General features: G+C 59.1%; 10 protein-coding genes. 4 read left to right on the forward strand and 6 right to left on the reverse strand.

The features are described 5' to 3' along the window. The first annotated feature begins 133 nt into the window (after positions 1-133). Both pdxY and QE435_RS04055 read left to right on the forward strand, forming a co-directional pair. A complete protein-coding gene (pdxY, locus tag QE435_RS04050) occupies positions 134-1,009 on the forward strand; it encodes a pyridoxal kinase PdxY (protein ID WP_306930190.1) in 876 nt (291 codons plus the stop codon). A 66-nt stretch (positions 1,010-1,075) separates the two neighbouring features. Continuing rightward, on the forward strand, positions 1,076-1,717 hold the full coding sequence (locus QE435_RS04055; RefSeq protein WP_306928882.1) for a carbonic anhydrase: 642 nt from the start codon (positions 1,076-1,078) through the stop codon (positions 1,715-1,717). A gap of 159 nt (positions 1,718-1,876) precedes the next feature. Here QE435_RS04055 and QE435_RS04060 read toward each other — a convergent pair whose 3' ends face one another. From QE435_RS04060 to QE435_RS04070, 3 genes are all read right to left on the reverse strand, one after another. Then, a complete protein-coding gene (locus tag QE435_RS04060; protein ID WP_306928883.1) occupies positions 1,877-2,692 on the reverse strand; it encodes a lytic transglycosylase domain-containing protein in 816 nt (271 codons plus the stop codon). A 369-nt stretch (positions 2,693-3,061) separates the two neighbouring features. After that, entirely contained in the window at positions 3,062-4,096 is a 1,035-nt protein-coding gene (locus QE435_RS04065; RefSeq protein WP_306928884.1) for an aspartate-semialdehyde dehydrogenase, read from the reverse strand. A gap of 105 nt (positions 4,097-4,201) precedes the next feature. Beyond that, a complete protein-coding gene (locus QE435_RS04070) occupies positions 4,202-4,453 on the reverse strand; it encodes a hypothetical protein (protein WP_349040337.1) in 252 nt (83 codons plus the stop codon). A 180-nt stretch (positions 4,454-4,633) separates the two neighbouring features. On the opposite strand from QE435_RS04070, the gene QE435_RS04075 reads away from it, so the two are divergent. Then, positions 4,634-6,166 carry a YifB family Mg chelatase-like AAA ATPase gene (locus QE435_RS04075; RefSeq protein ID WP_349040338.1) on the forward strand — a complete coding sequence of 511 codons (1,533 nt, stop codon included), beginning with the start codon at positions 4,634-4,636 and terminating at the stop codon, positions 6,164-6,166. Between the two features lie 246 nt (positions 6,167-6,412). Beyond that, positions 6,413-6,919 carry a cupin domain-containing protein gene (locus tag QE435_RS04080; protein ID WP_349040339.1) on the forward strand — a complete coding sequence of 169 codons (507 nt, stop codon included), beginning with the start codon at positions 6,413-6,415 and terminating at the stop codon, positions 6,917-6,919. A 36-nt stretch (positions 6,920-6,955) separates the two neighbouring features. On the opposite strand, the gene pbpC is transcribed toward QE435_RS04080, so the two are convergent. From pbpC to QE435_RS04095, 3 genes are all read right to left on the reverse strand, one after another. Beyond that, positions 6,956-9,037 (reverse strand): penicillin-binding protein 1C, encoded by a 2,082-nt coding sequence (gene pbpC, locus QE435_RS04085; RefSeq protein WP_349040340.1) that lies wholly within the window; start codon positions 9,035-9,037, stop codon positions 6,956-6,958. Next, the gene (locus tag QE435_RS04090; RefSeq protein ID WP_349040341.1) at positions 9,034-14,475 is read right to left on the reverse strand and encodes an alpha-2-macroglobulin family protein; all 5,442 of its coding nucleotides are present in this window, start codon (positions 14,473-14,475) and stop codon (positions 9,034-9,036) included. Before QE435_RS04090 ends, pbpC begins: the two co-directional genes overlap by 4 nt. A 69-nt stretch (positions 14,476-14,544) precedes the next feature. Then, a complete protein-coding gene (locus QE435_RS04095; protein ID WP_349040342.1) occupies positions 14,545-15,084 on the reverse strand; it encodes a GNAT family protein in 540 nt (179 codons plus the stop codon). Between the last annotated feature and the right edge of the window lie 84 nt (positions 15,085-15,168).

The following is a 15,168-nucleotide window of genomic DNA, read 5'->3' on the forward strand; positions in this document are numbered from 1 at the left end:
GCAAGCGAGACCTCGGCACGTCCTGACCTTGCGCCCCTGTGCCGCTCCCTCTAAAACCCTAAAAACTTTTAGGCTTCTGCTTAAGGTGGGAGGCGGTATGCCTCTCCAATCCTTCGAAGATGGAATGACATTCGTGCAAGACAATATCAGCGGCTCCGTCATCGTCATTTCCAGCCATGTCATGCGCGGCTCGGTGGGCAATCGAGCGGCTGTGTTCGGTCTGGAGACACTTGGCTTTCCGGTTTGGGCGGTGCCCACCATCGTCATGCCATGGCATCCAGGCCAAGGACCCTCCACCCGTCTGCGATTTGACGGCGAGGCCTTCGACGCGGCCATGGGCGATCTGGCGGCTTCGAAATGGCGTGGAGAAGTCAAAGCGGTCCTCACCGGATATTTCGGCAGCGCCGATCAGGTGCGTTCCGTCGCCCGTCTGATCCGAACGCTGAGAGAGAACAACCCTGATCTGATCTACGTGTGCGATCCCGTCATGGGTGACAAGGGCGGGCTCTATGTGCCGATCGAGACGGCCGAGGCGATCCGCGATGAACTCGTGCCGCTTGCAACCGTCTCCACACCCAATCGCTACGAGCTCGCCTGGATGAGCGGTGCTGCGCTCGACACCAATTCCGAAATCATGGATGCGGCCCTTGCGCTCGGCCCGCCAAAAATGCTCGTCACCTCCGCCGTTCCGATGATGGCAAATGGTATCGGCAATCTCTTCCTCAGCGGCCGCCACGCGCTGCTTGCCGAACATCGTGCCATCGATAACGTGCCGAACGGACTTGGCGACCTTCTTGCTGCAGTCTTTTTGGCGCGTATGCTTCAGGGCGTGGATGACGAAAAAGCGCTGCAACTGGCAACCGCCAGTGTCTTTGAAATTCTGGCCCGCACCATGAAGCGTGGCGCCAACGAACTGACGCTTGAAACCGATGCGTCGAGCCTTTCCACACCCATGGCGATGGTTCAGATGCGCCATCTCTTGCATCCTGCCCGCAGCAAGGGCAAATAGCGGGCAAGTTTCATGCGCCTTATGAGAAGGCGTTTCCGGTAGCGACCAACGGCACGGCGAGATCGAATGAAAGATTTTCCAGATTATCTTCTGAACGGCTACAAGAACTTCATGAGCGGCCGTTATGCCGATGAGCGCGACCGATACCGCACTCTTGCCGATAGCGGCCAGAAGCCTCAGACATTGTTCATTGCCTGTTGCGACTCCCGCTCGGCACCCGAAACAATCTTCGATTGCGGACCGGGCGAGCTTTTCGTCATGCGGAATGTGGCGAACATGGTGCCGCCTTTCGAACCGGACGGACAATATCACGCAACATCTGCCGCCATCGAATATGCAGTGCAGGTTCTGAAGGTGAAGGACATCGTCGTCATGGGCCACGGCCGCTGCGGCGGCATTCAGGCGGCCCTCGATCCGAATTTCGAGTCGCTTTCGCCTGGCGATTTCATCGGCAAATGGATGAACCTCGTCAAATCCGCCGCCGAGCAAATCCAGAGCAACGACGTGATGACCTCGGGCGAGCGTCAGACAGCGCTCGAACGTGTCTCAATCCGCAACTCCATCCACAATCTGCGAGGCTTCCCCTTCGTCAAGGCGCAGGAGACCGCAGGCAAGGTAAAGCTGCACGGCGCCTGGTTCGACATCTCGACGGGTGAATTGTGGGTGATGGACAGTAAGACCGGCGATTTCCGCAGGCCGGAAGTGTGATCCCCGGCTACAGCATCGGCCCGAAAATCGGTCTCGATTTTCGGAAAGCACGATGCGCAGATTCAAAAAAGGTAAAGCGCCGTGTGTCCAATAGGACGCACGGCGCTTTAAGCCGAGGATCGGGTTACATCTCACCCGTTTTATGAACGGCGAGACATATTATTGGCCGTCAATGGCCTTGCCGATGTAAGCGATCGCCTGCTGATAGACGGTCGCCGCGTTCCAGCCCTGGATTCCCGCGAAGCTCGGCTGACCAGGCTGATAGCCTGCGCCACGCTGCCAGCCATGGCCGGCAAGGAAATTCGCTGTCGAAGCCAGCGCGTCGGCGCGTGAGCCGACGAGATCGATGCGGCCATCGCGGTCGAAGTCCACACCGTAGCGCACAACGTTCAACGGCAGGAACTGGGTCTGGCCGATTTCGCCATGAGCAGCACCCTTGGCGTTGACGTTGAGCGAACCATTGCCCACCAGCTTCAACGCTGCGTAAAGCTGCTCGGTGAAATAGTCGGAACGGCGGCAATCATAAGACAGCGTTGCAACGGCAGAGAGCGTGTGCTGATTGCCCATGAAGTTGCCGAAACCGGTTTCCATGCCCCAGATCGCCAGAAGCGGGCCGGCCGGAACGCCGTAAGCGCGCTCGATATTGGCAAACAGCGCCGCATTGTTCTTCTTCATTGCCTTGCCGCGCGAAATGATGGCCTGACCACCACGCTTTTGCATGAACTGATCGAAGGAGAGCTTGAAGCTGTGCTGGCCGCGGTCAGCGCGGATCGTTGCCTGGTTGTAGGTGACGTTGGAGAAAGCGCGATCAAGCACCGCCTGGCTGACGCCGCGGCCCGCCGCTTCCTGCTTGAAGGATTGCACCCAGTTGCCAAAACCAGCCGAGGTATTACCGCATTGCGCTGCCTGCAGCGGCGTTGCCGCCAGCATTGCAACTACCGTCGCACCAAGGGAAAAAGCCGTTATTGCCCGCATCCGTATCTGCCTTTGATAAAGTGAGGGACAGTCCCTCGCCATGTTCGTCTTTCTAATGGTTCGAATTTGACTTTTGATCCTTGAGATCCCCACACATGGGCATCAAATGTCGAATTCATTCCACTAGAGCGCCGTGCGTCTTTTCGGACGCACTAAGAACGCTCTGTCTCTTTCAACCTACGCATCGTGCTTATCCGAAAATCGGTTCCGATTTTCGGGCCTATGCTGTAGCGAGATTGAATGGGCACAAATTGCCGATCGTCTTCATAACCAGCAAATGAACTGGCTGTGATAGGCACGAAAATCGAAAACCCGTCCATTCTCGAAAGTAACGGACGGGTTATAGTTAATAGTTATTAAAAAACCGTATCAAGCTGCCGCTTTGCGCGGCTTGATAAGACCGCGATTGATGAGCAGTTCGGCAATCTGGACGGCATTCAGTGCCGCACCCTTGCGCAGGTTGTCGGAAACCACCCAGATGTTGAGACCGTTTTCGACCGTTGCGTCCTCACGGATGCGCGAAATATAGGTCGCATCTTCGCCTGCGCATTCGACCGGCGTGATGTAGCCGCCGTTTTCGTGCTTGTCGATGACGAGGCAACCGGGTGCTTCACGCAGGATATCGCGCGCCTGATCGGCGGTGATTTCGTTTTCGAACTCGATATTGACCGACTCCGAGTGGCCGATGAAAACGGGAACGCGCACAGCGGTGCAGGTCACCTTGATCTTCGGATCCAGCATCTTCTTCGTTTCTGCCAGAACCTTCCACTCTTCCTTGGTGTAACCGTCTTCCATGAAGACATCGATATGCGGAATGACGTTGAAGGCGATGCGCTTGGTGAACTTCTTGGTTTCAACCGGGTCAGCCACGAAGACGGCGCGGGTCTGTTGGAACAACTCGTCCATGCCTTCCTTGCCAGCACCCGAAACAGACTGGTAGGTGGAGACGACAACGCGCTTGATCTTGGCGGCATCGTGCAGCGGCTTCAAAGCGACAACGAGCTGCGCCGTAGAGCAATTCGGGTTGGCAATGATGTTCTTCTTGGTGAAGCCTTCGACAGCATCGGCGTTGACTTCCGGCACGATGAGCGGAACGTCCTGATCATAGCGCCATGCAGACGAGTTATCGATGACGACACAACCCTGCGCACCGATCTTCGGAGACCACTTCTTGGAGACATCGCCACCGGCCGACATCAGGCAGATATCGGTATCGGAGAAGTCGTAATTCTCGAGATTGGAAACCTTCAGCGTGCGGTCGCCATAGGACACTTCCGTGCCCTGGCTGCGCGCCGAGGCCAGAGGAACGACCTCATCCGCAGGGAAACCACGTTCCGCCAGGATGTTCAGCATTTCGCGTCCGACATTGCCGGTGGCGCCTGCGATTGCAACTTTGAAACCCATGATCAAGCTCTCTTTCTGCCTCTCCTCTTTTTGGTGAGGGGGAGCCGCGAAACTGCGGCTTCCTTTCCCCGGCCAAACCGGGGAGAGAGCGGCGGGCCAGAGACGTCAGACGGTTTTAATCGTCGTTTTGGCCGTAATTCGGATGGAACCAGAAAGGCGCGCAGGATCGCCGGCTGAACCTGCCGGGCTTTGCATGACAATCATGTGCTGGACATGCCGCATGAACAGTGCGCTCCTTTTCGTGCAGAAGCTATTAGGAGCTTTGTCTTTTCTGTCAAGCGCAAACATGCGCTCTTTCTGGCAGGTGCCATGTCTTTTCGACCAAGTGTCAACCTTGCCGCAACGCGAAACCAGCATGGCTATCCTCGTGCCCACGCCTGTCTCCCTCCGCAGCGCACATCGAGCCCTCAGACCCTTACGCGCCCTCAGCGCTGAATCTCGTCCGCATGTTCTTGTTTTATTCTCCTCCCTATGCCAAGTTGCCCCTGCGATCTGAGAGAGCCGTGCGGACGGCGATTACGGCTGTGGGGGCCTTTGATGGTAGCGCGCATCAATACTATTGCGTTTCAAGGCATCGAGGGTGTGCCGGTCGAGGTTCAGGTGATGGTCGCACCTGGCAAGGTCGGCATGCAGATCGTTGGCCTGCCGGATAAGGCCGTCGCTGAAAGCCGCGAGCGGGTACAGGCCGCGTTGCATGCTTCCGGTCTTGCGATGCCCGCCAAAAAGGTCACGGTCAATCTCGCTCCCGCTGATCTTCCCAAGGAAGGCTCGCACTTCGATCTTCCCATCGCGCTCGGCCTCATGGCTGCACTCGGCGCCATTCCCGCCGAAGCGTTGACCCGCTTCGTCGTTTTGGGCGAACTCAATCTGGATGGCACGATCGGCGCTGTCGCCGGTGCTCTTCCGGCAGCTATTGCGGCAAACGCCCAAGACAAGGGCCTGATCTGCCCAGCCGAAAGCGGCCCTGAAGCCGCCTGGGCAGGGGCCGAAATCGACATCCTCGCGCCGCGCAGCTTGATTGCCATCGCCAACCATTTTCGCGGCACGCAGCTTCTGTCGAGACCCATTCCAGCCATCCGTGCCAATCCAGACAATCTTCCTGATCTCGCGGACATCAAGGGCCAAGAGAGCGCCAAACGCGCACTTGAGGTGGCAGCAGCCGGTGGGCATAACCTTCTGATGGTCGGCCCTCCCGGCTCCGGAAAATCCATGCTTGCCTCTCGCCTGCCATCGATCCTGCCACCGCTGTCTGCCTCTGAACTGCTCGAAGTGTCGATGGTGCATTCGATCGCGGGACAGCTTTCCGGCGGCAAGCTCTCCGACCGGCGTCCATTTAGAACGCCTCACCACTCGGCGACGATGGCAGCCCTTGTCGGCGGCGGCTTGCGGGCCAAGCCGGGGGAAGCCTCGCTCGCTCACCATGGCGTCTTGTTTCTCGACGAGTTTCCGGAATTCTCCCCGCAAGTGCTGGATGCACTCCGTCAACCGCTTGAGACCGGCGAATGCATCATCGCCCGCGCCAATCATCGCGTCAGCTATCCCGCTGAAATCCAACTGGTGGCCGCCATGAACCCCTGCAAATGCGGCATGGCCGGCGAACCCGGCTTCACCTGTGCACGCGGCCCAAGATGCGTTTCAGATTACCAATCCCGCATCTCCGGTCCGTTGATGGACCGCATCGATATCCGCATAGAGGTCCCTGCCGTCTCTGCTGCAGACCTGATCCGCCCGATGGCAGCAGAAGCCAGCGCCGACGTCGCCCGCCGCGTCGCACGTGCCCGCCAGATGCAGGAAGAACGCTTCGCAGCCGCGGGCTTCCAGGGCATCCGCACCAATGCACGTTGCACCACAGCCCTCATCGAAAAATGCGCTGAACCGGACGCTACCGGCCTCCAACTTTTGCGCGACGCCGCCGAAAAGCTGAAATTCTCGGCCAGAGGCTACCACCGCATCCTGAAAGTTGCGCGAACGCTGGCCGATCTGGATGACAAGCCAGTCGTCGGGCGATTACACTTGGCGGAAGCGATCTCGTATCGCATCGCAGGCGAGCGGCTTTCAGCAGCGGCTTAACGCCTCTTAGATGATGCTTTAAAAGTATTAATTGAATTTATTGGCCACGTCATGAGCTTATATCAGAGGATATTCATATTCCAGACGAAGCTATGCGTGAACGCATCTAGTATAAGCGTTCGCTTGAAGCATTTCTTCTTGTTCCCCTAACTTAGGGGATGAAGATAGTTCAAATTCAACATAATTTTTGAAGATTTTTCTCACTCGCCCTTGCTACAATCTCCGCAATCAAGGTGGGGACCGACGATGGTTGTTAAGATGATGATTGCGACCGCTATTGCGATAGCGTCGCGGACAGTGCCGCTCATGCCGATTTCGATGGGACGGAGACGGACCGGGGCGGTGGTTTCGGCTGCATCCGGGCGGATGGAGATGAAGGCGGCCCCCATCAATCCGGAATGGATTATCGCCGGTAATCCACAGGCGCGCATGGCGGACCATTCCCGCAGTGGCGACCGTGCTGCCTACACGGCGGTCTGGGACTGCACGGCGGGCACGTTTCGCTGGTTCTTCATGTGGGACGAAACCGTCCACATCATCGAGGGCGACGTGCATGTGACGGCAGCCGATGGATCCGTGCATCATCTTTATGCCGGCGATGTCGCCTACTTCAAGGCTGGCACCTGGGCGACGTGGCGCGTGGACAATTATGTTCGCAAGGTCGCTTTCCTGCGCAGGCCTTTCCCAACGGCGCTGGCGCTTGCCTATAGGGTCAAGAACCGGATTCTTCCTGCAAAAACGCCGTCGCTCTGAAAGCGCCGCGCCATCGTTCACACGAGCGAGGATGCTTCACTGCACGAAGATGCGGACGCTGGACGCCCGACCATCGGCATCGATGACGGTAAGTGTAGAGAAGCCTTGACCTTCCGGCGTCCATTCATTGCTGCGGCGGCGCGTGAGGTCCGGCAGAGGTTTTCCATTGGCGAGCCAACGGAAGGGCGCTCGCCCGCCCTGTAGCTTGAGAACCAGCGGCGAGAGCGAGCCTGCGCTGTCTGAAAGTTCCACACGTGCGCCTTCCGGCGGATAGACGATCAGTGGCGAGGATTCGCGACGCGACGCTGACAGTAGTCCGCTGGAGGTCGTGGTAAAGCGGCGTTGATTGGCGAGGAGATCGCCGTAGCTTAAGCGCGTCACGCCGCTTGGTGCTGGCGCCAGAGGCGTGATCGCCACACCGGATTTAGCAAAGGCATCGAAGAGAATGGGCGCGGCAGTCGCATAGCCGGCAATGCCGGGAACCGAGCCATTATCGGCCCGCCCAACCCAGATGCCGATCACATAGCGGCCATCGAAACCCACTGACCACGCATCGCGGTAGCCATAGCTGGTGCCGGTCTTATAGGCGATGCCGCGCTGCTTCATGCCGAGCGGTGGCAGAACGCCGGACAGTGTATCGGTGATGTTCCAGATGGCACTGCGGGAAAAGATCGGTTCGACATCGAGTATCTCAGGCTTGTTTCTGACACCGTCGCCAAGCTTCACCGGCTGACCCTGATTGGCAAGGCTGGCATAGAGCTGCACAAGATCGACAAGAGACACACCTGCCCCACCAAGCGCAATGGCAAGCCCCGGCGGCTCAGACTTCGGCAGTGCGAGATTGACCGAGGCGCGTCTGAAACGCACCATTAAGGCGGCAGGACTGACGGCATCCAGCAGCTTCACCGCGGGCACGTTGAGAGACAGCTGCAAGGCTTGCCGGATACTGACATCGCCCTGATACTGCATGTCGAAATTGCGCGGCCGATAACCGGAAAAATCCGCCGGGCGGTCCTCGATGATGGTCTCTTGCGAGACGAGACCATTTTCGAAAGCCAGCCCATAGATAAAGGGTTTCAACGTCGAGCCCGGCGAACGGATCGCGCGGCTCATCTCCACCCAGCCGCGGCGGGAACTATCGAGGAAGTCGGACGAGCCAACATCGGCCAGAATCTCGCCGGTGGCGCTATCGGCCATGACGATGGCGACCGAAACCTTGTCTCCTATTTTGTCTGCGGCGTGCCGCGCCAAGGCTTCGAGTTCGCTCTGGATGCCACGTCGTAGGGTCGAGCCAATGACATGCTGGCCCGGCAGCTTCGTCCTCGCGGCTTGCGCCAGATGGGGTGCGAGAGCTGGGAGCGCCAAACGATCCCGGGGAACGGCGGCAGCAGATGCGCGCTCGGCCTCGCCCTCTCCGACGATGCGCGCGACGGCCAATCTCTGCAACACGCGCTCTCGGGCTTCTTTCGCGGCGTCGGGAAAACGATCTGGTCGGCGCTTTTCGGGGAGTTGCGGCAGGGAGACCAGAAGCGCTGCTTCCGCCGTATTCAACCGTCGAGGCTCCTTGCCGAACCATGCAAGACTTGCCGCGCGCACGCCCTCGATATTACCGCCATAGGGGGCGATGTTAAGGTAGATTTCGAGGATTTCTTCCTTGCTCAGCCGGCGTTCGATCTGCACGGCGCGCAGCATCTGACGAAACTTGGCGCTGAAAGAGCGGTCCGTTCGAGGCTCGATCAGACGTGCGACCTGCATCGACAAGGTCGAGGCGCCGGAAACAATGCGACCATTGGTCAATAACTGCCAGGCAGAACGCCCAAGCGCCTGAATGTCCACGCCATGGTGGTCGTAAAATCGCTGATCCTCATAGGCGATCAGCATCTTGATGAATTGCGGATCGACCTCGGCCGCGGTGGTCTGCAACCGCCAGCGCCCATCTGGTGTGGCAAAGGCGCGCAGAAGATTGCCATCGGTATCCACCAGTTCCTGAGAGACAAGACGCGCATTGTCTAGCGGCGGCGGATAGGCGCGATCCAGACAATCAAGCCCATAGATGGCGGCACCGGTGCCCGACGCCGCCAGGGCAAAGCCGAAGAAGAAGCTGCGCCAACCCCTCATTGCTGCGCTGCGCGAACCTCCATCTTGCTCGTCGCCGTGCGAGCGGAGAACTGCGGACGATACATGTCTTCTACGCTGGCAGCCGGGTTGTCATAGGTGCCTGGTGTCACTGCCCGCACCACATAGGCCAGCGTGATTTCCGAGCTATCGCCCGCGGTTTTGTCAAATGCGGCCACGAAGCGATCGTAACGGAATTCCGTATGCGCCGCTTCCGTTTCCGGCAGCCAGTCGAAGTTGGTGAGCGCCGCACTGTTGACGAGGCTCGGATTGTCGATCTCAAAACCGGCAGGCAGAAGATCGGTCACGAGAATACGCGCCTGCCAGTCATTCTGCGGAATGACCGTCAGCACCACGACGTAGCGCTCGTTCTGCTTGACCTCGCTGACATTCACCTGTTCGCCGTCCATCGTATAATAGGTCTTCTCGATGGTGAAACCCTCTCCGCCCGCGGGAAGCGGCGTGGATGGCGGTGCGACGGTGGTAACGACCGCCGTCACCGGGTTTACCGAAGCGTTGGTGAGATTGAGCGGCTTTTGAAGCAGCTCATCACCACTCATGCGCTGGCTGAAGCCGCCCTGCTGTAGCGTGCCGTTCACATCCAGGCGAATATCCTTGTCCTCGCCTTTCAGCGCACGGGCTGCCAGAACCATCCAGGCCTGTTCCTGCGTGCTGGTATAGCTCTTGGACTCGAAGTCCTTCGATACGACGCCCGCAAGCTGGGACACAACTGTCGGAACCGGACGGCTTTCCGCCGCCAGCGCAAGGGACGCAGCGCCATCGCGCAGCGCTGAACCGTAATCGGCACGCGCCAGCGTGACGTTCGCGCTTGAGGAGGCCATGCTCAAGGATGCTCCGAAAGCGGACTTGGCCCGTGCAGCATCGCCATAAAGCGAGAGGGCTGCCGCGACCTGTGCCTTGGCAAGCGGTGTCGGAAACTGGTTCAAGGCCGTGTCGGAGTAATAGCGCAGATCGTTGATCGCAGCCTTGCGATTGCGCGCCAACACATAGAGCGAATAGGCGATCTCATTGCCACGGTCCTTGACATTGCTGTCATAGGCAAGACCATTCTGGAGATTGGTGAGTGCCTGCACCATGGCGGTGTCCGGCACATCGTAGGACTGCTCACGCGCCCGCGTCAGGAAATCGGTAATGTAGGCGTCGAGCCACAAATCACCTTCACCCGGGGACCAGAGGCCGAAGCCGCCGGCGCTCGACTGGAAGGAGAGTACCCGATAGATCGCGTCCTGCACCCGCTTGCGCAGTTCCAGATCGTCATTGCCACCGCTGTCCTTCATCAGTTCGGATGCGTAAAGAAGCGGTAGAGCCCGGCTCGTCGTCTGTTCGGCGCAGCCATAAGGGTATTTGTCCAGCATCATCATCAGTGCGGGAACATCAAAAGCTGGCGAGCGGGTGACGTTGACCGAGACCGATGAGCCCACCAGCATGCTGTCGGCCAGGAGATTGCCGTCCACCGTCAGGCTGCTGTTGGGTGCTATCTTGATGTTGCGGCGTGTCGTGACCGGAAGCACCGATGGACGTACCGGAATGGTGAGCGCCTGCTCCAGCGAAATGCCGCTGGCATTGCTGACCTTGATCGCGATCTGTCCATCACCCGGAAACTCGCCCGTCAGAGGCACGGTCAGGGACGTCTTACCACCCTTTTCCAGCCTCTTCACTTGCGAAAACTCGCCCTGATCCACGGTGACTGCCATGTTGCTGGTGACATCGATCTTATAGTCACCAGCCTCGCCATCGGTATTGGCGATATCGAGGCGCAACTGCGAGACGTCGCTTGGGCTCAGGAATTTCGGCGCGCTGGCCGTCACCACCACCGGATCGCGAATGACGACATCCGAGACCGCGTGACCGACCCCTGTCTTGGTCCAGGCAACGGCCATAATCCGTGCCGTGCCATTGAACTGCGGGATATCGAAGCTGATCGTCGCCTTGCCTTGCGCATCCAGCTCTACGGGGCCTGCAAAAAACGCGACGAGCTTCTCCTTCGGCGGGCTGCCCTGAAGCGCAACCTGTCCGCCATCGCCGCCGGTTCTCAGACGCCCCGTGGCGCCGAGCGAGCCATCGATAAGGCGGCCATAGAGATCGCGGATCTCCAGACCGAGCCTGCGCTGGCCGAAGTACCACTCGTCCGGCTTCGGCGGCTCGTAGCGGGTCAGGTTCAGGATGCCGACATCAACTGCGGCAATCGTCACAAAGGCCTTATCGCCAGCACCGGCACCGGAGACATGCACGGGGATCTGCAGCGCCTGTCTCGGCAATGTCTGCTTGGGAAGATCAAGCGCGATGCCAAGCTTGCGCTCGCCCGGATCGACGGCCAGCCACTTCACGCCGATGGCGCGCATCGGCATACGGCTTTCCTGCGCGTCGCCGGGGCGGAACAGGGTAGCCGTTACGTAAGAGCCAGCGCCCCACTCTTCCGTCACGGGGATTTCGACTTCGCCACCCTTGTCGCCGATCTCGACATTCTGCACCGAGATCAGCTTTTCGGAACCGGCGACCACCATCAACTGGCCGGCATAACGGGATGTGACCTGAAGCTTGGCTGTCTCGCCCACCTTGTAGCTCTGCTTGTCGAGCGCAATTTCCAGAGCATCCGGCGTTTCGGTCGAGCTTGCAGTCACGAACCAGCCGGCATCGAACTCCACACTGGAGACAGCGCCATCATTCTGCGGTGCTTCCACCTCCAGCCGGTAACGACCCCAGGTGACGGGCACGGAGATGTCTGCTCCATCCGGTGTGACGGAAAGCGTGCCGGTTTCCACCTGCTTGGTATTGACCACCGGCTCGTAGCGCCAGGAATTACCCTGACGATACCATTGATAATTGCGCTCCACCTTGATGAGCTTCCAGGTGAGCTCATTCATCGCCTGCCTGCTGCCGTTCGGCGCAACGCCGATCACATGGAAACGCCCAATGGAGTTCTCAGCCAGATCACCGGAGAATTGCGGCTTGATGCCGATCATGTTGCTGTCGGACTTGACGGGCAATGTCAGCGAGCGCTCCACCGCACGTCCACCCGCCTCGCGCATGCGCACGGTGATGCTGGCGGAAAGAAACTGCGTGGTGGAAGGGAGATCGCCAAGCTCCACCGGGAAGCTTGCCTTGCCGTTTTCGTCCAGAACCGGAAGATTATCGAGCGTGGTGCGGTTCTCTTCTTCGGTCTCCTCATCCGCCAGTCCGAAAAAATATCCTTCAAAGGCCGGATTGGTGCGGGTCGGTTTCAGCGCCACTTCACCCTCGAGTTCAAGACCTGCCGCCGGCGCGCCATAGAGATAGCGACCATCGACATCGATCAGCGTCTCGCCTACCGGATCGATCTCTTTTGCTGCGCTCGTCAGATCGAACTCGGTGCGGTCGGGAACGAAATCATCCACCAGGAAGGATTTCTCGCTGATCGCGCTTGTCTTCGGATCGGTATGAATGCGCATCGTCCAGGTGCCACGCATGGCGTTTTCCTGCAACGGAAGATCGACCGCATGGCCTCCCAGCGCCTTGCCATCGCTGACGAAGCGGCGATCTTCGACGCCATCCGGGCGGAAGAAGATGAAGGTCAGTGGCAGGTTCTCGATCGCGTTGCCTTCGATATCGCGCGAAAGTGCGGCGGCATGCACCGTTTCACCCGCGCGGTAAATGCCGCGTTCGGTCCAGCTGAACACGTCGATGGCGCCGGGTGCCGCACGACCGGTCACGCCGCGATCGGAAAGATCGAAACCGGCACGCGTCATATCGAGGAAAACGTAGTCCTTATCGCCATTGCGGGCCGTGATGATGGCGGGCGCCTGACCGGCGGAGCCGCGCATCAGGCCGGCGGAAAATGTCGCGCGTCCCTCGGCGTCGGTGGTCGCCGAACCGAGAACCTCGTTGTTCTTGGCAAGAAGCTGGAGCGAAAAACCCTTCAGCGGTTCGGCATTGCTCAGAGCGCGGACGAAGACATTCAGCCCGTCGGTCCCGGCATAGGTGGTGATGCCTGTGTCAGAGACAAGGAACCACTGAGTGGCGCGCGCGTCCCAGTTTTCCGGCGCAGTGCCTGGCGGCACGGCGGTGAGTACATAGATGCCAGGCTTACGATCCGGCAAGGCCTCGTCCACCGGGAAGCTGGTGATGACGTCCTTGTTCAGTTCCGTCTGAATATCGATGCCGCCCTGCCAGACGAGTTCGCCCAACTCGTTCTCGATCTTCTCGGCGCTGTAACCATCCATCTGAGTGAGGAACTGCGAATTGGCCAGCAGCGAGGTGATGTTGCGGTCACCCACGCGATAGAGCTTCAAATCGGCATGATCGATATTGACCGACACGAGCGGAATACCGCGGCGCGCTGTGCCGGGAAGCACGAAGTTTTCGCCGGTGAAGCGCACGGAGCCGGAACGGTCGCGCACATAGATATCAAGATCGACCTGCTTTTCCAGCGGCTCTTCCACGGAGGACGGCAGTCCGGCACGAAGCGCAATCTTGTATTTCTGCCCATGCGTCAGACCCTCGACGCAGATCTCGCTGCCCTTGGCTTCGAGCGCTTTCGGCGCCGCACCGTCCAACGTCACGAAAGACGAGTAGTCGGCATTTTTGACCAGCGGCTCGGAAAACTGGATGCAGGCGCGCGGTGTTACGCTGTCAGTATCGACCGTATTGTTGATGACGCGGAAGCCCTGGCGGGTGCGAAGGTCGTTATAGGCCGCGCGGGTCTTGGCAACATCCGAAAGCGCGAGGCTGGCCTTGTAAGCGTTCAGAGCCGCGCGATAGCTCTGGCTCTTTTCGAATGCCTGTGCCAGCCGGTTCAACGCCGTCAAGCGAGCGCTCTGTGTCCGGCTGAACTGGTAGGCGTTGAGCGCTGCCGCCGGTGCCTCGCCAAGGATTTCGTAATTGTTCTCGACCTTCGCCTCGACGGAAGAGAGCTCCGCCCATAATGCGCCGTTCTCGGGGTTGAGCGAGAGCGCCGATTTATAGCTTTCCACCGCCTGAGGGATATCGATGCCTGCCTGCTGGCGTGCTTGCGACAGCAACGCGTTGAGACCCTGAGCATCATCCGCCTCAGGCAAATTGGCTTTCAGCTTGCGGGCCTGTTGGTAGAGGCTGTCCTCGACGAAGGAAAGACGCTGCGGCGCGCCGAGATCAGGCTCGCTTGACGCCTCCACAATCTTTCCGGCGACGGCGCCGGGAAAGGCATTGAGCTGATTATAATCCGACTTGAGGAAGCACCACTTCACCTTGGGATTATAGGTGAAGGCTTTGCATCCCTTGTCATCGATGCAGATCGTCTTGCACTCGTCCAACGAGACATTCTGCTCCGTGCGCAGGTCGAAACCGAAATAGTCGCCATTTGCGGTTGTTACCACCTTGCGCGACGCATCCTGCGCCAGAAGTGGTGCGGCGGAAAATGTTGCAAGAACAAGGGCAAAAGCGTGCGAAACGACGCGAAAGGACATCGGTCTCTCCCCGAAAACACAATGATCGGCGCGACTTTGGTCCTATTCAGGCTTCTTTGTCAACGAGCCCTAAGCCCACGCCTCCCACTCCCGGCGCAAAATTGCATACTGCATCGTGTTCTCGTAAAGCGGGTGCCCCGCCTCATCCTTGGTGAAGGAGGCAAATTCCAGAAAAAGCCCTTCCCGGCGCATACGAAGCTTTTCACACAGGCGCTGGGAGGCGATATTGTCATCTTCGACATAGGCGTAGAGGCGGCGTATCTGCCTTTCTTCAAACAGCCAGCAAAACAGCGCGCGTGCCGCTTCGTAAGCATAGCCTCGGCCCGCAAAGTCGCCATTTAAATTCCAGCCGACCGACAGCGTATCCCCCTCGTCATCGGCGATGGCGAAAAGATCACCGATCACCTTTTTATGCTCAAGAGAATAGACGGCGATGTCGTCATCGGAGGCGCCACGCTTCGCCGCCTCTGCCGCCGCTTCCTCAAGATTTTGAAGGCGCAAAGAAAGGAAACAGTTGGCGCTTGGGTCATGCAGGTAAGCGAGCAGGTCCTGAGCATCCCCGACCTTGAAGTTCCTCAGAACCAGGCGCTCCGTTCTGATCTCGTCCATCTCCGTCTCCCGGACGTATTGCCGTTAATCCCAATTGACGTGCTGCCAAAGAGCGACCGGCAAGCGCCATCCACTTAAAAAACA

It is taken from the genome of Agrobacterium sp. SORGH_AS 787, assembly GCF_030819035.1.
GTDB classification, from domain to species: domain Bacteria; phylum Pseudomonadota; class Alphaproteobacteria; order Rhizobiales; family Rhizobiaceae; genus Agrobacterium; species Agrobacterium larrymoorei_B.